20 protein-coding genes are annotated in these 18,673 nt (G+C 68.0%); 16 read left to right on the top strand and 4 right to left on the bottom strand.

The annotated features are described in order from the left end of the window. Positions 1-3: 3 nt before the first annotated feature. Entirely contained in the window at positions 4-426 is a 423-nt protein-coding gene (locus ACSC1W_RS17760; protein ID WP_435348981.1) for a plastocyanin/azurin family copper-binding protein, read from the bottom strand. Positions 427-525: 99 nt separating this feature from the next. Between ACSC1W_RS17760 and ACSC1W_RS17755 the strand changes: the two genes are divergently transcribed. The 3 genes from ACSC1W_RS17755 to ACSC1W_RS17745 are packed head-to-tail and all read left to right on the top strand — an operon-like array spanning position 526 to position 4,296. Then, entirely contained in the window at positions 526-1,245 is a 720-nt protein-coding gene (locus tag ACSC1W_RS17755) for a protein sorting system archaetidylserine synthase (RefSeq protein WP_435348980.1), read from the top strand. A gap of 54 nt (positions 1,246-1,299) precedes the next feature. Then, positions 1,300-2,544, top strand: coding sequence for a HEAT repeat domain-containing protein (locus ACSC1W_RS17750; RefSeq protein ID WP_435348979.1), 1,245 nt, complete (start codon positions 1,300-1,302; stop codon positions 2,542-2,544). Positions 2,545-2,586: 42 nt separating this feature from the next. Continuing rightward, on the top strand, positions 2,587-4,296 hold the full coding sequence (locus ACSC1W_RS17745; RefSeq protein WP_435348978.1) for a phospholipase D-like domain-containing protein: 1,710 nt from the start codon (positions 2,587-2,589) through the stop codon (positions 4,294-4,296). Between the two features lie 71 nt (positions 4,297-4,367). Here the strand turns inward: ACSC1W_RS17745 and han are convergent, their stop codons facing one another. Further along, positions 4,368-6,272 carry a Hef-associated nuclease gene (han, locus tag ACSC1W_RS17740; RefSeq protein WP_435348977.1) on the bottom strand — a complete coding sequence of 635 codons (1,905 nt, stop codon included), beginning with the start codon at positions 6,270-6,272 and terminating at the stop codon, positions 4,368-4,370. A gap of 94 nt (positions 6,273-6,366) precedes the next feature. Between han and ACSC1W_RS17735 the strand changes: the two genes are divergently transcribed. Further along, positions 6,367-6,873 carry a JAB/MPN domain protein-containing protein gene (locus tag ACSC1W_RS17735; protein ID WP_435348976.1) on the top strand — a complete coding sequence of 169 codons (507 nt, stop codon included), beginning with the start codon at positions 6,367-6,369 and terminating at the stop codon, positions 6,871-6,873. After that, the gene (locus ACSC1W_RS17730; RefSeq protein ID WP_435348975.1) at positions 6,866-7,306 is read left to right on the top strand and encodes an FAD synthase family protein; all 441 of its coding nucleotides are present in this window, start codon (positions 6,866-6,868) and stop codon (positions 7,304-7,306) included. Before ACSC1W_RS17735 ends, ACSC1W_RS17730 begins: the two co-directional genes overlap by 8 nt. Positions 7,307-7,370: 64 nt before the next feature. On the opposite strand, the gene ACSC1W_RS17725 is transcribed toward ACSC1W_RS17730, so the two are convergent. Further along, positions 7,371-8,516, bottom strand: coding sequence for a pyridoxal phosphate-dependent aminotransferase (locus tag ACSC1W_RS17725; RefSeq protein ID WP_435348974.1), 1,146 nt, complete (start codon positions 8,514-8,516; stop codon positions 7,371-7,373). After that, positions 8,513-8,914, bottom strand: a complete 402-nt coding sequence (gene ribH / locus ACSC1W_RS17720) for a 6,7-dimethyl-8-ribityllumazine synthase (protein WP_435348973.1) — start codon at positions 8,912-8,914, stop codon at positions 8,513-8,515. The genes ACSC1W_RS17725 and ribH overlap by 4 nt, the downstream gene beginning before the upstream one ends. 157 nt (positions 8,915-9,071) lie before the next feature. On the opposite strand from ribH, the gene ACSC1W_RS17715 reads away from it, so the two are divergent. From ACSC1W_RS17715 to nuoK, 11 genes are all read left to right on the top strand, one after another. Beyond that, positions 9,072-11,165 carry a flippase activity-associated protein Agl23 gene (locus ACSC1W_RS17715; RefSeq protein WP_435348972.1) on the top strand — a complete coding sequence of 698 codons (2,094 nt, stop codon included), beginning with the start codon at positions 9,072-9,074 and terminating at the stop codon, positions 11,163-11,165. Between the two features lie 27 nt (positions 11,166-11,192). Continuing rightward, positions 11,193-12,347 carry a 5-(carboxyamino)imidazole ribonucleotide synthase gene (locus ACSC1W_RS17710; protein ID WP_435348971.1) on the top strand — a complete coding sequence of 385 codons (1,155 nt, stop codon included), beginning with the start codon at positions 11,193-11,195 and terminating at the stop codon, positions 12,345-12,347. Positions 12,348-12,354: 7 nt separating this feature from the next. After that, a complete protein-coding gene (locus ACSC1W_RS17705) occupies positions 12,355-12,996 on the top strand; it encodes an AIR carboxylase family protein (protein ID WP_435348970.1) in 642 nt (213 codons plus the stop codon). Between the two features lie 151 nt (positions 12,997-13,147). Then, a complete protein-coding gene (locus tag ACSC1W_RS17700; RefSeq protein WP_435348969.1) occupies positions 13,148-13,558 on the top strand; it encodes an NADH-quinone oxidoreductase subunit A in 411 nt (136 codons plus the stop codon). Beyond that, complete coding sequence (locus tag ACSC1W_RS17695) at positions 13,555-14,259, top strand: NADH-quinone oxidoreductase subunit B (RefSeq protein WP_435348968.1); 705 nt, start codon at positions 13,555-13,557, stop codon at positions 14,257-14,259. The genes ACSC1W_RS17700 and ACSC1W_RS17695 overlap by 4 nt, the downstream gene beginning before the upstream one ends. Then, entirely contained in the window at positions 14,256-15,923 is a 1,668-nt protein-coding gene (locus ACSC1W_RS17690; RefSeq protein WP_435348967.1) for an NADH-quinone oxidoreductase subunit D, read from the top strand. The genes ACSC1W_RS17695 and ACSC1W_RS17690 overlap by 4 nt, the downstream gene beginning before the upstream one ends. Beyond that, a complete protein-coding gene (locus ACSC1W_RS17685) occupies positions 15,923-16,987 on the top strand; it encodes a complex I subunit 1/NuoH family protein (RefSeq protein ID WP_435348966.1) in 1,065 nt (354 codons plus the stop codon). The genes ACSC1W_RS17690 and ACSC1W_RS17685 overlap by 1 nt, the downstream gene beginning before the upstream one ends. Beyond that, positions 16,984-17,445, top strand: a complete 462-nt coding sequence (locus ACSC1W_RS17680) for a NuoI/complex I 23 kDa subunit family protein (RefSeq protein ID WP_435348965.1) — start codon at positions 16,984-16,986, stop codon at positions 17,443-17,445. The genes ACSC1W_RS17685 and ACSC1W_RS17680 overlap by 4 nt, the downstream gene beginning before the upstream one ends. Before the next feature lie 54 nt (positions 17,446-17,499). Next, positions 17,500-17,769 (top strand): NADH-quinone oxidoreductase subunit J, encoded by a 270-nt coding sequence (locus ACSC1W_RS17675; protein WP_435348964.1) that lies wholly within the window; start codon positions 17,500-17,502, stop codon positions 17,767-17,769. Next, entirely contained in the window at positions 17,766-18,368 is a 603-nt protein-coding gene (locus ACSC1W_RS17670; protein WP_435348963.1) for a hypothetical protein, read from the top strand. The genes ACSC1W_RS17675 and ACSC1W_RS17670 overlap by 4 nt, the downstream gene beginning before the upstream one ends. Continuing rightward, a complete protein-coding gene (nuoK, locus tag ACSC1W_RS17665; RefSeq protein WP_435348962.1) occupies positions 18,368-18,673 on the top strand; it encodes an NADH-quinone oxidoreductase subunit NuoK in 306 nt (101 codons plus the stop codon). The genes ACSC1W_RS17670 and nuoK overlap by 1 nt, the downstream gene beginning before the upstream one ends.

Below are 18,673 nucleotides of genomic sequence, written 5' to 3'. Positions count from 1 at the left end.
TCGTCACTCCGTAACGACGATTTTTCCGGTCATGCCGCCGCGTTCGTGTGGGATGCAGACGTAGTTGAAGGTCCCGGGGACCTCGAACGTGTGCTCGAAGCTCTCACCGGAGGGAATCGCGCCTCCGCGACTGCCGAACCAGGCGTCGCGGGCGGCCGACTCCGAGTCGAATCCGCCGGAGGCGAAGTACGTCGCCTCGTCGGGAATCGCGTTCTCGTAGGCGGTGACTGTGTGGGCCTTGCTGGAGGTGTTCTTCCAGACGACGGTGTCGCCGACCGAGGCCTCGTGCTCGGCCGGGCGGAACGCGCTCGCGCTCATCTGGACGTCACAACCCGACGTACAGTCGGTCCGGGCGGTCGAGGACACCGCCAGACAACCGGACAGGGCGACCGCACCGGCAGACGCGAGGAACGTACGACGGTCCATACGCGGGCGTTAGGAACTGACGGATTTAGTCGACACGGTTCCGCGTCGCGGCGCGGAGAGACCGAAAGAGCGTAAAACGGTGGCGGCGAACCGGGGGATATGCTGCCACGGTTCGTCGGGCGACTCGGCCTCGCCGACGCGGTGACCACGGCCAACGCGGCACTCGGGTTCGTGGCCGTCGTCGTCGCCTTCAGCGACGTCGAACTCGCCGCGCGACTGGTGTTGCTCGGGGCCATCGCCGACGGACTCGACGGCGTCGTCGCGCGGTACGTCGGCGGCTCGAACGTCGGGCCGTACCTCGATTCGCTGGCCGACGTCGCCACGTTCTGCGTCGCGCCGGCGGTACTCGTGTACGCGGCCGTCGACGCGACGTGGCCCGTCTCGTTCGACCCGTTGACGGCACAGACCGTCGCGACGGCGGTCGTTCCCGCGCTGTTCGTCTCGATGGGCGTCGTCAGGCTCGGGATGTACACCGCCTACGATGCCGGCGACGAGTTCACCGAGGGGGCCCCGACGACCCTCGCGGCGACCATCATCTCGGCGTCGGTCCTCTGTGGCGTCCACGAACCGACGGTCCTGCTCGCCGGGACCGCCGCCTTCGTCTACCTGATGGTGTCGCGCATCCGCTACCCGGACCTGCTCGCGCGGGACGCGCTGTTGATGGGCGTCGTCCACGCCCTGGCCGTCCTCGTCCCGTACCAGTTCGGGCGCACGTTCCCGTGGGCCATCCTGACGCTGGGTATCGCCTACCTCGTCGCAGGGCCGCTGTTCTACTGGCGGGGCGGGTGGGTCCTGACGAAATTGTATGGAAACGCTTAGGGACTCGCTGGACGGAGGTTCCCGCATGAACGTGACGGCTACGGGGGCGAACCCATGAGCGAAGACGAGTCCGACGCCGAGGAGACCGGTGCAGAGGAGACCGAAGCGGTCGACACGACGGTCACCGTCGACTCCCTCGAGGAGCGACTCGACGCCATCGCCGAGGAACTCGATGCCGCCGAGACCGAAGCGGACCTCGACGCGGTCGAAGCGGACCTCGACGCGGTCGAAGCCGACCTCGAGGCCGCGACCTTCCCCGAACCGGAGGACGAGGACGAGGCGGACCCGGCCGAGGAACTCGAATCCCGTCTCTCGGACCTGCGCGACGAACTCGAAGCCCAGCGCGGGCCCTACGCCGAGGACGTCGTCGCGAACGTCGAGGAGGCCAAATCGACCGTCGAGGACACGCGCTGGACCGAACAGGGCGAAGGCGAGGTGCTCGACGCGGTCGAGGCGTTCCTCGCCCACGACCGTCTCGACGTCGATGGCTCGGTCAGCGACGTCGACGACGTCGGCGACCGACTTGACGACGCCGCCGCCAGCGTCGAGGCCATGAATCTCGACCCCGACGAGGACGAGACGGCCATCACCGACCTGCTCGAAGCCAGCGAGGCGCTCCTCCAGGGCATCGAGGACGCCCAGGCCTGGGACGACCTCTCGGTGCGCGAGATGCTCGCGCATCACGGCTTCTACGACGTGGTCGACCACCGGAAGGACTTCCCGCCCGAGTGGAACGCCATCAAGGCCTTCGAGCGCGACATGAACGCCGAGAAGATACTCGTCGGTCTCGAACACTTCGAGTCGGACTTCATGGAGTCCCACTGCCTCGACGCACTCGAGAGGCTGGGGGCCGAGGAGGCACTGGAACCGATGACCCAGCGCGCCCAGCGCCGCGACAAGCCGGCCATCCGCGTGCTCGGCAAGATCGGCTCCGAGGAACCGGTCGACACGCTCGTCGAGTACGTCGACGCCGACTCCGACCCGGCGCTCCAGAAGGTCACCTTCCGGGCGCTCGGCGAGATCGGTAGCGAGGAGGCGACCCAGCCCATCGCCAACAAACTGGCCGCAGAGGACGCGATGACCCGGTCCCGCGCTGCACGTGCCCTGGGACTGCTCGGTGACACCCGCGCCATCGAACCGCTCTCGGACGTGCTCTCCGACGACGAGGACGACACCGTCCGCGCGAGCGCCGCGTGGGCGTTGAACCAGATCGGCACCGACCGAGCGCTGGAAGCCCTCGTCGACTACACCGAGGACAGGTCGTTCCTCGTCCAGGACGAGGCACAGAAAGCGGTCTGAGACGAGCGAGCCTTTTTGTATCAGCGGGCGGCCAACGTCCGCGTGTTCCGAGCCTTCGCGGTCGTCGCCCTCCTGTTCGTGGGAGCGACCGCGTCGGTCGTGGCGGTGACTGCACAGGAGACGTGGACCCCCGAACCGGCGCCCACTGGACCGGAGTTCGCGGCGACGCCCGACGCGGGGGATCCACACGGCGACGCGACCGCTGACGTGCCACGCCTCGACTCCGTCCTCCCCAACCCGGTCGCCGAGGACGACCGTGGCGAACACGTCGTCGCAGTCTTCCCAGACCGGACCGACCTCGGCGGGTGGACCATCGCCGACGACCAGGGCGCGACCGCCCTCCCGAACGTGAGCGTCAAGGGACGCGTCGTCCTCACGGCCACGCCGGAGGCCATCCCGGCGGGCGTCCGCGAGCGCACCGACAGGACCGTCGCGGTCGACGGCTTCCCCGAACTCGCCAACGGCGGCGAGACGGTCGTGCTCGCGCGGGACGGTACCGCCGTCGGCCGACTCGCCTACGAGGACGCGCCGACCGCGGAACGGTGGGTCGGGGCGCGCTGGGTCCCGCGCGGTGCGACCGACTTCGAACCGGTGACGGCCGGGCCCGGTCGGGTCCGCGCGTTCGTCACACCCGACAGCGCCGTCCCGCTCTCGGCCATCGCCGACGCCGAGACGCACGTCTCGCTCGCCGGGTACACGTACACCTCCGGACGCGTGACCGAGGCACTCGTGGCCGCGGCCGACCGCGGGGCGTCCGTACGCGTACTGGTCGACGGCGGTCCGGTCGGCGGCATGACCGAACGAGAGGTGGCCGCACTCGACCGACTGGTCGACGCGGGCGTCTCCGTCCGGGTCGTCGGGGGTGACGCGGCGCGATACGACTTCCACCACGCGAAGTACGTCGTCGCCGACGACCGGGCACTCGTGCTCACCGAGAACTGGAAGCCGTCGGGGTCCGGTGGACACGCCAATCGCGGGTGGGGCGTCGAACTGACCGACGGAAGCGTCGCCGTGGATGCGCTGAACAGGACGTTCCGTGCCGACTGGCGCGCCCACGACGCCATCCCGTGGCCCCGGTACCGTGCCCGGGTCTCGCCGGTCGAGTCGACCCGGGCGGCCGGCGACTACCCGAGTCGGGTCGACCCGGCGACGGTCGACGTCGAGTCCGTTACGGTGCTCGTCGCCCCGGACAACGCCGAGACCGAACTCGTCTCGCTCGTCGCCGGCGCGAACTCGTCGGTCCGAATCGAGCAGATGGACGCCGGCGGCGTCGACGGACCGCTGGTGCGTGCGACGCTCGCCGCGGCCCGGAACGGGACTCGGGTCCGGGTCCTCCTGAGCAGTGCGTGGTACGCCGAGGACGCGAACGGTCGCGTCGTCGACCGACTGAACGCCGTCGCCGACCGCGAGAACCTGGACCTCCGGGCCCGACTGGTCGACCCCGGAGGCAGATTCGAGACACTCCACGCGAAGGGGGTGGTCGTCGACGAACGCCACGTCGTCGTCGGGAGCGTCAACTGGAACCGGAACTCGTTGCGCGACAACCGCGAGGTAGCCGTCGTCGTGACCGGCGACGAGGTCGGGCGGTACTACGCCGCCGCGTTCGACGCCGACTGGCGGGGCAGGGGTAGCAGTCCCGGCGGCGACCGACTACTCGGCGTCGCGGCCGTCGCGGCCGCGGCGCTCGCACTCCTGGTGCTGTCTCGTCGCGTCGAGTTCGGGACGGTCGAACCGGAGGAACCCCTCCGGTAGTGACGGCGATGGGCAGACCGCAGTCGACGGCGAAGAACGAGGGACGTAGAGTCGAGACGGACCGACCGGGTCTATTCCGAGATGGGCGAGGTGCTGCTGAGTTCCTCGTCGATGTCGGCCTCGGCCATCTTCTCGACGAGGGCGTCGATGACCTCCTCGCGGCGACCCTTCACGAACTTGATGGAACCGACGACGAGGTGACCGCCGCCGGAGACGCCGCCACCGACGATCTCGTCGTCGAGTTCGGAGACCATCCGCGGGATGTCGAGTCGGACGCCGTCGGACCGGAGGACGGCGAAGTCGGGGCCGTACCCGATTGTGATGACGGGGTCGCCCGTCTCGGTGACCTTCCGGTCGTGAATCTCACCGGTGGTCTTCCCCGGTGCGGGGTACGTGAACCGGTGGGCGTAGTTCTCGACGTCGATGCGGTAGAGGTGTGCGTCGTTCGGGAGTTCCTCGTGTTCGACGTGGGGCATGGCGGCCGACAGCTGGTCGTCGACGGCCTCCCGAGCGCTCTCGGCGAGGAAGTCGACGAGTTCGCGGTGGCGGGACTCGTCGTCGACGCCGATGTTGAGCACGTCGTCGATGAGGTGGCGACCCGAGTCGTAGCGGAGCCAGTGTGCGCCGTAGTCCAGCGCCTCGCTGATGTCCTGCAGGTCGTCCTCGTCGTAGCCCTCCGCTGCGGCGAGGTCGAGGTAGTCGTCCATCACCTCCGCCTTGGAGCGGTCCGAGAGTCCGGCGACGGCCGGCACGTGCCGGAGGTTGTCGGTGAGGTCCGGGTAGATCATCCGGGCGAGTTCGACGCACATCATGCCCGTCGTGATGCGATAGTCCTCGCCGTAGAGGTACGGGTTGACGTGGGCGTCGAGCAGCGGTTCGACCGCCTCGGGGTCCGGGTGGTGGTGGTCGAGCGCGACGATGGGGATGTCGTAGTGCGCGAGCGTCTCGTAGGCGGGGACGTCCTCCGCGGTCGAACCGTTGTCGAGCATCAGCACGAGTGGGAGCTTCTGGCCGTGCTTCTCGCGGTCCTCGAGCGCGAAGTTCAGGTCGCGCGTGGCGTCCTCCATCTCGTAGAACGGTGCCTTGCTCGGGAGGCGCTTGAACAGGTGCCGGGCGGCGCTCGGGTCCTCGTGGACCTCGGCGATGAACGCCTCGATGGCGCGCTGGACGGGGACCGAGGCGCACATCCCGTCGCCGTCGGCGTGGTGCCGGACGCGGATGGGTCGACCCTCGATGACCGTCTCGCGCAGCAGGCGTGCGACGTCGCGGATGTCGTCGCGAAGCTTCTCGAACGCGGGCCAGTCGACGAGTGGGTCGACGTCGTGCGGTTCGGCGCGCTCCGCGGTCGCGGCGTCGAGTCGTTCGCGCACCTCGGCCGCCGCTTCGCCCTCGAGGAGCGTCAGGGCGCCGACCTCCAGCTGGGTCGCGTCCTCGCGGGTCTCGACGACGCCGGTCACGCGGACCACGTCGTCGACCGTCACGTCGGGGTAGGCACGAACGCCGGCCGCCTCGAACGCGGCGGCGGGGACGACGCCGTGTTCGTCGCGGACCTGGAATATCGTCGGCCCGCCGGTCTGTTTGATCTGGGTGACGGTGCCCTCGACGTGCACCTGGTCACCCAGGTTGGTGTCGAGTGCGGTCGTCGCCGTCGGGCGGTAGTCGTGTGCGACCGGTTCGACGCGGAAGTCGTCGAGGTCGACCGTCGCAAAGGAGATGTCGCCGTCGTCGCGGACGTTGTCCACCTCGACGACGAGTTCGTCGCCGACCGCGTAGGTGCCGCTGAGGTTCGATTCGTGAACGAGACCGGAGACGGAGTCCGAGAGGTCGACGAAGATGCCGTACTCGACGATACCGTTGACCGTGGCGAGATACGCCGCGTCTGTCTCGACGTCGTCGACGGTACAATCGGGCGCGAGGTCGAACACGACCGGCACACCCTCGTCGTCAGCGTCGTCGTCGACGGAGTGGGATGTCATCTTACGAGTTCGTTCGAAACGACCGCGTATAACGCTTGTCAAGACGAGCGAGGCTTTCGGAACGTTTAGCACCGCCGAGGCGCGAGGGAGGCACATGGGACTGCTCGACCGGTTCTTCCAGCGCGAGGGCGTCGTGGGCATCGCCCGCGAGACCCTCGAGTTCGCGCTGGAGTCCGCCGAGGACACGCACCCGAACGAGTACATGGGGATGCTCCGCGGAACGGACGCGAGTCGCCTCGGACTGGACGCTCGGGGGCAGGTCATCACCGACGTCCTCGTCATCCCCGGCACCCGGTCGAACCCGGTGAGTGCGACCGTGGACTCGAACATGATACCGAACGACGTCCGGTCGCTCGGGAGCATCCACTCGCACCCGAACGGCGTCCTCCGACCCAGCGACGAGGACCTGGCGACGTTCACCTCCGGGACGGTCCACATCATCATGGGCGAGCCGTACGGACCCGACGACTGGCGGGCGTTCGACCAGCACGGCGACCGGCGGACCCTCCGGGTGCTGGACGTCGACCTGCCCAGCGCCGACGAGTTCTTCGACTTCACACAGGCAGACATCGACGCGGAACTGCGACGAGATCATGACTGAGACACCGACGACCGTCATCGCACAGGGAACGTTCGACATCCTCCACCCCGGCCACGTCCACTACCTGACCGAGGCCGCCGCGCTGGGCGAGGAACTCCACGTCATCATCGCGAGACGGGAGAATGTCACACACAAGGAGAAGCCGATACTTCCGGACCGACAGCGCCGGGACATGGTCGCCGCCCTCGACGTGGTCGACGAGGCGCACCTCGGCCACACCGAGGACATCTTCGTCCCCATCGAACGCATCCGGCCCGACTACATCGTCCTCGGCCACGACCAGCACCACGACGAGGAGGCCATCGCCGACGCGCTGGCGACCCGGGGAATCGACTGCGAGGTCCGCCGGGTCAGCGGGAGGGACCCGAAGTACGAGGGCGAACTGCTCTCGACGGGGCGCATCGTAGACCGTATCCTCGAACTACGCGGGTGACCGACCGGTCGAGCGTGCGACGGCGGCCGCGGAAACGGATTCTCGACGATAGCTGTGCCGCTTCTCAGAGGTAGCCTTCGTCGGCCAGTCGCTCGACGCCCTCCCGGAGGCGGTCCTCGCTTGCGGCGTAGGAGAGTCGTGCGTACCCGGGCGTGCCGAACGCGCTGCCGGGGACGGTGGCGACGTGGGCGTCCTCGATGGCGCCCTCGCACCAGGCGGTGTCGTCGTCGTCGACGGGCAGCATCAGGTAGAACGCACCCTCGGGCGCGTCGACGTCGACGCCGTGGTCGGCGAACAGGTCGACCAGCAGGTCGCGGCGCTCCTCGAACGCCTCGGTCATCTCGACGACGGCCTCGTCGGTGTGCTGCAGGGCCTCGACGCCGGCGTGCTGGACGAAGTTCACGGCACAGGAGACGGAGTGGCTGTGAAGCTTCCCGGCCTGTTCGACCAGTTCCGACGGCGCGGCGAAGTAGCCGAGTCGCCACCCCGTCATCGAGTAGGCCTTCGAGAAGCCGTTGACCGTGATGGTGCGGTCTTCCATCCCGTCGAGCGTGCCGAGCGAGATGGCCTCCACGCCGTAGGTTATCTCCTTGTATATCTCGTCGGAGATGACGAGGAAGTCGTGTTCGACGGCGAGGTCGCGCACGCCCTCCAGTGCCTCACGGGAGTAGACCGCCCCGTGGGGGTTCCCGGGCGAGTTGACGACGAGCAGTTCCGTCTCGTCGGAGACCGCGTCGGCCAGGTCGTCGAGCGCCGGTTCGAGTTCGAAGTCGTGTCTGGCCGTGTCGACGCGGGTCAGCGACCCGCCGGCGAGTTTCACCATCGCCTCGTAGGAGACCCACGCCGGGTCCAGCAGGGCGACCTCGTCGCCGTCGTCGATGAGCGCCGTGATTATCTCGTACAGCGCCTGCTTCCCGCCGGGGGTGACGATGATCTGGTCGGCCGAGTAGTAGTCCAGTCCGTCGTCGGCCAGTTTCTCCGCGATGGCCGCCTTCAGTTCGGGGATGCCGTTCGACGACGTGTATCCCGTGTGTCCGGCGTCCAGCGCGTCCTTCGCCGCCTGGACGACGTTCTCGGGGGTGGGGAAGTCCGGTTCGCCGACGCTGAGGTCCACCACGTCTACGCCGTCGGCTTCGAGTGCCGACGCCTTGTTCGAGATGGCCAGCGTCGCGGACGGTTCGACTCTCGTGACTCTGTCTGCGAATTTCATAGTTCTTCGACGAGTGAGACTGCTCCCTCGACGGCCTTCGCGGCGTTCCCGACGCGTTCGCGCGCCTCGGCGCCGCTCATGCCGGGACCGGTGACGCCGAGCGTGACCGGCAGGTCGCGCTCCAGGCTCACGTCGGTCAACTTCTGTGCGGCCGCGTGCCCGATGACCTGGTCGTGGTCGGTGTCGCCGGTGACGATGGCACCGACGACCGCGACGGCGTCGACGTCGTCCTGGCGCGCGAGGCGGTCCGCGGCCAGCGGCGAGTCGTACACGCCCGGGACGTGGACCGTCTCGACGACGTCTGCACCGGCGTCGGCCGCCGCTTCTCGGGCGACCGTCTCCATCTCCTCGGTGACCGAGGCGTTGAACTCAGCGACCACCAGTCCGAGCGAGGTCATGCGAGATGGGTCGGAAGCGTCGGTCAAAGGTCTACCGTTATGGACAATGCGGCGTGATAGCAGGTTTCGACGGCCAGTTCGTCACCGGTGTCGTGTCCGACGAGGCGGGGAACCGGAACAGAAAGCGTTTCACCCCGCGGCGGTCAGTTCGACAGCAATGGCAGACGCGGTGTCGGGAGACGGGTCCGACGGCGGGCGGAGAGTCGACGCGAACGCGTCCGACGCCACCGAAGCCGACCACACGGCTCCCGACTCGCGCCTCCTCGGGGCCGTTCTGGCCGCCGCCCTCCTCGCCAGCGCGATGCGGCTCTACGACCTCGGTGCGCGGACGGCCCACTGGGACGAGGCACGACACGGGTACGCGGTCCTCCGATACGCTGCGACGGGGACCTGGGAGTACCGGCCCATCCTCCACGGCCCGTTGCTCGCGCATGCGAACGAACTACTAGTCGGGTTGCTCGGCCCGGGCGACGCCGTCGTTCGACTGGTCCCGGCACTCGTGGGTGGCCTCCTCCCGCTGTCGGCGTGGCTGTTCAGGGAACACCTCCGGCGGAGCGAGGTGGTCGCCCTGGCCGGACTGCTGGCGCTCAACCCCGCGCTCCTGTACTACTCGCGGTTCGCCAGGACCGACGTCCTCGTGGCGACGTTCGCGCTCGTGGCGGTCGGCCTGGCCGTCAGACTCGCCGACACCCGGGACCCGCGGTACCTCTACGCAGCGAGCGTGGCCTTCGCGCTGGCCGTGGCCTCGAAGGAGAACGCGCTGGTCTACGCGGCGTGCTGGGTCGGTTCGGGTGCGTTGCTGGTCGACCACCGACTGTTCCGGAAGCGCTGGTCGCTCGTCGGTTCGGGGGACCGCCGGGTCGCAGTCCCCGACTGGCTCCGGTCGCGCATCGACGGACCGGTCGTCCTGTTCGCCGTCCTGAACCCCGTGGTCCTCTGGCTGGTCGACGGGACGACGCTCCTGGTCGCCATCGTGCTGTTGCTCGTCGCCGTCCGCTGTGCGCTGTGGACGCTGCCCGAGGACGGCGAGGGGGCCGCGGTCGTCATCGGCGTCGGGGCGGCCGCGTTCGCCCTGCTCCTGTTCGTCGGCGAGGCCGTCCTCGCAACGTACGCCGTCGCGTGGGTCGTCGCCGCGGCGTACGTCCTCGGCGTCCTGCTCCGGGGGTCGGCCGCCGGCCGGACGCTCCACCTCTGGCGCGCCCCGGCACTGCTCGCCGGCGTCCTCTTCATGCTCGTCGTCACCGTCGCGTACGTTCCGCGGGGTGCGACGCTCGACGCGCTGTGGACGACCCCGGCGGTCCTGCCCGGTCTCGTCGAAGCGGCGCTGTTCGACAGCTGGGACGCGGCGAGTGACCTCTGGTTCGGTGCGGCCCAGGACCAGGGAATCCTCGACTACGGCCCCTTCTTCCTGCGGGCACTTGTCGCCGGTGCTGCGGTGACGTGCCTGTTCGGCCTCGTCGGCTTCCTCGCGGACCGCTACGGCGACGGCGGGCCGCGTGACGTTGTCGCCTTCAGCGCCTACTGGGGCTTCGCCAGCGTGGCGCTCTATCCCGTCGTCATGTACGGGAAGGGACCGTGGCACGCGGTCCACGTCGCCGTCCCGCTGGCCGTCCCCGCCGCCGTCGGCCTGTCGCTCGCCTGGCGGTGGGGGCGCGAGGCGGTCGCCGACCGGCGGGTCGTCTCGGCGTCGCTCGCCGTCCTCGTCCTGACCGGCGCGACGGGGGCCGCGGCCGGGGCGGCCGTCCAGACGTCCTATCTCGGGCCGACGTCTCCCGACAACGTCCTCGTCCAGACCGGCCAGCCTGGGACCGACCTCCGGCCCGCCGTCGCCCACGCGGAGGCGGCCGCCGCCGGGAACGCCGAGGGGCCGGACGTGGTCTACTACGGCGCGTTCTTCGCGATGGACGACGAATCGGCGGCCGACGCCCTCCCGGTCGAGGACGAGTGGGGCTGGCGGGACGACGAGTGGACGACGGTGGCCGACAACGAGAACTGGTACCACCGCCTGCCGCTCCCCTGGTACTTCGAGCAGGCGGGGATGGAGTCCACGAGCGCCCGGAACGTCTCCGAACTCTCGCACGCACTGGCGTCGAACCCGCCCGTCGTCGTCACGCGCGCCACCCACGCCGACCGCGTCTCGACCTATCTCGGTGGCGGCTACGAGCGATACCGGGTGAACGTCACGGCCGGCGGCACCCCGACGGTGCTGTTCGTGGCCTCGAAGACGGACGACCGCGAAAGCAAGCGTTAAGCGCGCTCATTCTGAACCGGCGACTACATGCCTGCGAGCCTACCCGGCCCGACCGTCGGCGTCGTCGGCGGTGGACAGCTCGGGCGGATGCTCGGCGAAGCGGCGGCACCGCTCGGTATCGACCTCGTCGTCCTCGACCCGACGCCGGAGTGCCCGGCAGCGCCGGTAGCCCGCGACCAGCTCGTCGCCGACTTCGACGACGAGGACGCCATCCGGGCGCTCGCCGAGCGCGCCGACTACCTCACGTTCGAGATCGAACTGGCGGACCAGGACGTGCTCGCCGACATCAGCGAGGACACCGGCGTCCCGTGTCACCCCGACCCGTCGACGCTGGCGCTCATCCACGACAAACTGCACCAGAAGCGTGCACTCGACGACGCCGGCGTGCCCGTCCCGCCGTTCCGGCGCGTCGACGACGTCGACGACCTGCGCGACGCGCTCGACGACCTCGGCACGCCGGCCATGCTCAAGGCCCGGACCGGCGGCTACGACGGTCGCGGGAACGTCCCCGTCGAATCGGTCGATGACGCGGCGGACGCCCTCGACGCGGTCGCCGGCCCCGCGATGGTCGAGGCGTTCGTCGACTACGAGCGCGAGACGTCCGTCGTCGCCGCGAAGGGCGACGGCGAGGTTGCGACGTTCCCCATCGGCGAGAACGTCCACGAGGAGGAGATACTGCGAGAGACCGTCGTGCCAGCCAGGTCTGGCGACGCGGTGGCGTCCCGTGCCGAGGCCGTCGGCCACGAGGTGCTCGACCTGCTGGACGGACGCGGCGTCTACGCCGTCGAACTGTTCGAGACGACCGACGGCGACGTGCTCGTCAACGAGATCGCGCCCCGCCCTCACAACTCGGGTCACTGGACCATCGAGGGGGCGCTCACGTCGCAGTTCGAACAGCACCTCCGCGCCGTCGTCGGGTGGCCCCTCGGGGCGACCGCCCTGCGTGCACCGACCGTCTCGAAGAACGTCCTCGGGACCGGCGACGCCTCGCGGTCTGCTCGCGTCGACGGCGTCGAACGCGTCCTGGAGACGCCCGGTGCGAACCTGCACTGGTACGGGAAGCGCGAGACCCGCCCGCTGCGGAAGATGGGTCACGTGACCTGCGTGGCCACCGACGACGACTCGACCGACGACCTGCTGGCGAGCGCCCGGGCGCTCGTCGACGGACTCGAATTCGCGTGAGACATCCATGACCGACCCACTCGACGACCTCATCGACGACCTGCACGCGGAGGCACAGCGCGACAGACCGGCCGCGGAGACGCCAGACGTCGGCATCGTCATGGGGTCGGACTCGGACCTCGACGTGATGATGGGCTCCGAGTCCGGCCGTCCCGGTGCGTACGACGCGCTCGTGGACGAACTCGGCTTCGCCGAGGTGACGGACTACGACGACCCGCCGGCGGAGCGGTTCACGTTCGAGACGTACGTCGTCTCGGCCCACCGCACGCCCGAACTCATGTACGCCTACGCCGAGACGGCCGAGGACCGCGGCATCGACGTCGTCGTCGCGGGAGCGGGCGGCAAGTCGGCGGACCTCCCCAACATGACCGCCTCCATCGCCTTCCCCGTCCCCGTGGTCGGCGTCCCGGTCCAGGAGAAGAGCGTCGACTCCGTCATCGGCATGCCCCAGGGCGCGCCGCTGACGGCCGTCGACGCCGGGAAGTCGTTCAACGCCGCGCTCTCGGCCGCGATGATTCTCGCACGCGAACACGACGAACTGCGAGAGCGACTCGTCGACTACCACGAGTCCCTCAAGGACGACGTCGCGACGACGTCGCGCCGACTCCACGAACTCGGGACGCCGGGGTTCGTCGACCAGCGCGACTGACCGCCGCCCGGACATCTCTTCTCGGGGACACTATCGGACCAGTCCGGTCGACCGCTTCGAACAGGGGAAACCACCAGCACAGCCTGAAATTGCAACAATCAACCCTTATATGGGTGCGCTTCAAACCCCCGGATGTTACGGAGAATACGGCATGAATCCATGGATAGCCATAGGGGCGCTCGCACTCGTTGGAGTGCTGATTCCACTCGGCATGATGGCAGTGTCGGCACTGCTCCGACCGAGCGTACCCGAAGACAGTAAGCGAACCACGTACGAGAGCGGTGAGGTTCCCACAGGCGGGACCCGAATCCGTTTCAACATCCAGTACTACATGGTCGCGCTCTTGTTCGTCGTCTTCGACATCGAAACCGTCCTCATATTCCCGTGGACGGTCATCTACGGGTCTGCTCTCGAAGGCGGAACGGCGCTCGGCCCGGTTCTGGTTCCGATGCTGGTGTTCATCACTGTTCTCGTGGCGGGGCTCGCGTGGGCCTGGCACAACGGTGCGGTCGACTGGGCCAAGAGCTCACGCTCTGAATCACAGGTACAGGCAAAACGATGAGCAGCGACAACCCTACAGACAGCGGCGGGAGTACAGACGCACTGACAAAGACGCGCGACGCCCGAATGGGTGAGGGCCTCGACGACCGGTTCAACTCGACGCTGCGGGAGGCGTTCGGGTCGTCCCCGTTCATCCTCACCAAGTTCGACAAGTTCATGAACTGGGTCCGGGGGTCGTCGATGTTCATGCTGCAGTTCGGGATCGCGTGCTGCAGCATCGAGATGATACACACGTACGCCATCAAGCACGACCTGGACCGCTTCGGGGCGGGCATCCCGCGTGCGTCGCCGCGACAGGCGGACGTCATCATCGTCCCCGGGACCATCGTCTCGAAGTTCGCGCCGCGCATGAAGCGCGTGTACGACCAGATGCCCGAACCGAAGTTCGTCGTCGGCATGGGCTCGTGTACCATCTCCGGCGGCCCGTTCCAGGAGGGCTACAACGTCATCAAGGGTGCAGAGGAGGTCATCCCCGTGGACATCCACGTCCCCGGTTGCCCACCGCGCCCGGAGGCGCTCATCTACGGCGTCGCCAAGCTTCAGGAGCGCGTCGCGAACGGCGAGTCCTCGCCGGTCGTCGTCAAGCCGTACGAACTGGAGCGCTTCGGCGACATGGAACGCGACGAGGTCATCGACAAACTGGCCGACCAGATAGACGAAGACACCCTCGCGATGCGGTACAACTGGGCTGATTCACCATGAGCCTGGAACGACCGGACAGGGGGACCGAGGTCGCGCCTGCAGTCACCGAGGACCAGGTCCTCGACCTGCTCGGCGACCTCGTCCTCGACACCGAGGAGCACCTGAACGCCGAGACGGCGGTCGTCGTCCGTCCCGACGAGGTGCAGGAGGCGCTGTTCAGGCTCCGGGACGAGGCCGGATTCGACCACCTCTCGTGTCTCACCGCACAGGAGTACGAGGACCGGTACGAGTCCATCTACCACATGAAGAAGTACGACGACCCGACCCAGGAGGTCAGCGTCGTCGTCCCCGCGTCGAAGGACGAACCGGTCAGCCAGACGGTCGAACCGGTGTTCAGGACCGCCGACTGGCACGAGCGCGAGGCGTTCGACCTCGTCGGCATCGAGTACGAGGGCCACCCCGACCCGCGACGCATCCTGCTCCCCGACACGTGGCAGGGGCATCCGCTGGGACTGGGCTACGACCAGGAGAGTCCGCAGGTCGTCACCCTCGGCGAGTGGGACAACCCGCTCCAGAGGGACCACCGGGACCAGGAGGCGGACACGATGTTCCTCAACATCGGCCCGCACCACCCGGCGACGCACGGCGTCCTGCACGTGAAGACGGTCCTCGACGGCGAGACGGTCGCCGACGTCGACCCCGACATCGGCTACCTCCACCGGTGCGAGGAGCAGATGTGCGAGTCCGGCACCTACCGGCACCAGATAATGCCGTACCCGGACCGGTGGGACTACGTCTCCGCCGGCCTCCTCAACGAGTGGGCGTACGCCCGTGCGGCGGAGGACCTCGCCGACATCGAGGTGCCCGAGTACGCACAGGTCATCCGCACGATGGGTGCCGAACTCTGTCGCATCGCGGCGCACATGCTCGCGCTCGGGACGTTCGCACTCGACGTCTACGGGGACTTCACCGCGATCTTCCAGTACGCGTTCCGCGACCGGGAGGTCGTCCAGAACATCCTCGAAGACCTCACCGGGCAGCGGCTGATGTTCAACTACTTCCGACTCGGCGGGGTCGCGTGGGACCTCCCCGAACCGCGTGACGAGTTCTTCGAGAAGTCGCGGGACTTCCTCGAGGACCTGCCCGCGAAGCTGGAGGAGTACCACGACATGGTCACGTCGAACGAGATCTTCCAGCTCCGGTGCGTCGACACGGGCTACCTCGACCCCGACGTCGCGAAGCAGTACGGGGCCACCGGGCCCGTCGCACGTGGGTCGGGCGTCGACTACGACCTCCGGCGGGACGACCCCTACGGCTACTACGAGAACCTCGACTGGAACGTCGTCACCGAGGACGGCTGTGACAACTACTCGCGCGTGCTCGTGCGCCTGCAGGAGGTCGAGGAGTCCGCGAAGATAATCGAACAGTGCGTCGACCTGCTCGAGGAGTGGCCCGAGGACGACCGGACCATCCAGTCCAACGTCCCCCGGACGCTCAAGCCGGACGCCGACACCGAGACGTACCGCGCCGTCGAGGGCGCGAAGGGCGAACTCGGCATCTACATCCGGTCCGACGGCACCGACAAGCCCGGCCGGTTCAAGATCCGGAGTCCCAGCTTCTCGAACCTGCAGACGCTCGGCGAGATGTCGCAGGGCGAGTACATCCCGGACCTCATCGCCTCGCTCGGTAGCCTCGACATCGTGCTCGGGGAGGTGGACCGCTGATGGCGACGGAACAACTCCTCCCGGAGACCATCCGGACCGCCCTCGGACTGCCCGACACCGCACTCGGGCAGTTCGTCGCGGCGTTCCTCGGCGCGTTCCTCATCGGGAACGTGATGCTCGCCTACACCGGCGTCGCCGGCCCGTGGGCGAAACGGAAGATAACCGCCGCCTTCACCGACCGCATCGCGGTCAACCGCGTCGGACCGTTCGGCCTCCTCATCATCGTGGCTGACGCCGTTCGACTGCTCTCGAAGGAACTCATCATCCCCGAGAACGCAGACCGGCCCGCGTTCGACCTCGCACCGGTCGTCGTCGCGGGGTCCGCACTCCTCGGGTTCGCGGTCATCCCGATGGGGGACATCTTCGGCATCAACATCCACCTGGCCGACCCCGAATCGGGGCTGGCCTACGTCTTCGCGGTCGCCTCCATCGCCACCCTCGGACTGACGATGGCGGGTTACGCGTCCGCGAACAAGTACTCGATGCTCGGCGCGCTTCGTGCCATCGCACAGAACATCGCCTACGAGATTCCGCTCGTCCTCACGGGCGCGTCGGTGGTCCTGTTCACGCAGAGCCTCCAGATGGGCGAGATAGTCGCCACCCAGCAGCAGACGCTGTTCACGGTCGGCGGACTCGCGATCCCCTCGTGGTTCGCGTTCGTCAACCCGTTCGCGTTCGCGCTGTTCCTGGTGGCGAACCTCGCGGAGGTCGGCCGTAACCCGTTCGACATCCCCGAGGCACCGACCGAGATCGTCGCAGGGTACCAGACCGAGTACTCCTCGGTCTACTTCGTCCTCATCTACCTGGGCGAGTTCCTGCACATCTTCCTCGGTGGCGCCATCATCGCGACGCTGTTCCTGGGTGGCCCCGCAGGACCCATCCTGCCCGGGTTCATCTGGTTCACGATCAAGATATGGGGCGTGTTCCTGTTCACGCAGTGGGCGCGCTCTGCGGTTCCGCGACTGCGCATCGACCAGCTCATCCAGATCGGCTGGAAGGGCATGCTCGTGCTCTCGTTCGCGAACCTGCTGCTCACCGCACTCCTCGTCGGGGTGATAGCATGATTGGGATACTGAAATCCATGGCGACGACGATGAAGCACGCACTGGACGGCTCGACGTTCACCGTCGAGTACCCGGACACGCCGCCGGAGGTGTCGCCACGGTTCCGTGGCGTCCACAAGTTCAGCCAGGAGCGCTGCATCTGGTGCCGCCAGTGCGAGAACGTCTGTCCGAACGACACGATTCACATCGTGACGGACGCACAGCGAAACGGCGAGGAGTACAACCTCCACATCGGGCAGTGCATCTACTGCCGGCTCTGTGAGGAGGTCTGTCCCGTGGACGCGATCCTGCTCACGCAGAACTTCGAGTTCACCGGCGACACCAAAGACGACCTCGTCTACAACAAGGAACAGCTCAAGAGCGTCCCCTGGTATAAGGATATCGACCCACTCGAGTCCCGCGAACCGGACCGCGGTGCGTGGATTGGCGAGGGCGAGGGCGAGGTCGATTACCAGTAGACGGTGCGACCGTCTCGAAATCTTCAACATACAGCGACAGGAGAACCCAAAACAATGGCACTCGCAGAACTCGTCGCCTTCGCGCTCTTCGCCATCGTCACGGTGGCAAGCAGCGTCGGCGTCGTCCTCGTAGAGGACGTGTGGCACTCCGCACTCCTCCTGGGCGTCGCCCTGCTCAGCGTCGCGGTGCACTACGTGATGCAACAGGCCGAGTTCCTCGCCGCAATGCAGATACTGGTCTACGTCGGCGGGGTACTCATCCTGATCACGTTCGCCGTGATGCTGATTCGCGAAGACGACGGCACGGAGGTGGTACAGGCATGACAACACGTCCGAAACTACGATTCGGCAGGCATCTCCTGCCGGGCATCGTCGCAGTCGCCCTGTTCGTCATCATGGTGGTGACGTTCGTCAACGCCCCGCTGGGAGACCCGGCGGGCTTCAACGAGGCGACGACGATACAGAACGAATCGCTCCAGTCCGGGAACCTCACCGGCACGTACGAGACGAAGACCGTCGGCGGGCAGACCTACGCCCTCGCGGTCGACGCAGGGGGTGCCGAGGCGGCGAACGTCTCGGTTGCGGACAGTCCCGACGCGAACGTCGACTTCGTCGAGGTGGACTCGAACGGCGACGGGCAGGCCGACCAGGTCTTCGCCGTCTCCCGGACCACCATCACGGAGAACCTCGGCTACCTGATGTTCGCGATCGACAGTGAACAGCGCTCGGCGCCCGGCGAGACGTTCCTCGTCGCGTTCGAGATAATCGACCTGGTGCTCGTCGGGGCGATCGTGGGGGCAGTGATGCTCGCTCGCCGCGAAGAAGGCGGCGAGGTCGTCACCGCACTCGGCCTGCGCGACACCGACGACACCGCCGGCGGGGTCGCCGCGGACGGCGGCATCGAGGACGGAGGTGACGACTGATGGCGGTCGACACGATGTACTACCTCCTCCTGTCGGGGGCCGTCTTCTGTGCCGGCCTCTTCGGCATCCTCACGCGCCGGAACGCGCTGATGTTCCTGATGTCGGTCGAACTGATGCTCAACGCGGCCAACATCAACCTGGTCGCGTTCAGCCAGTACTGGGGCAACCTCACCGGCCAGACGTTCGCGCTGTTCACGATGGCGCTGGCCGCCGCAGAGGTCGCCGTCGGTATCGGGATCATCCTCGTACTGTACCGCAACTTCGAAGACGTAGACGTGGCTGACGCCACGACGATGAGGTGGTGA

The sequence above is a fragment of the Haloarchaeobius marinus genome (genome assembly GCF_051207415.1).
Lineage (GTDB): Archaea > Halobacteriota > Halobacteria > Halobacteriales > Natrialbaceae > Haloarchaeobius.
The sequence above is the reverse complement of the archived record's forward strand: the minus strand, read 5'-3'. Positions and strand labels throughout refer to the sequence as shown.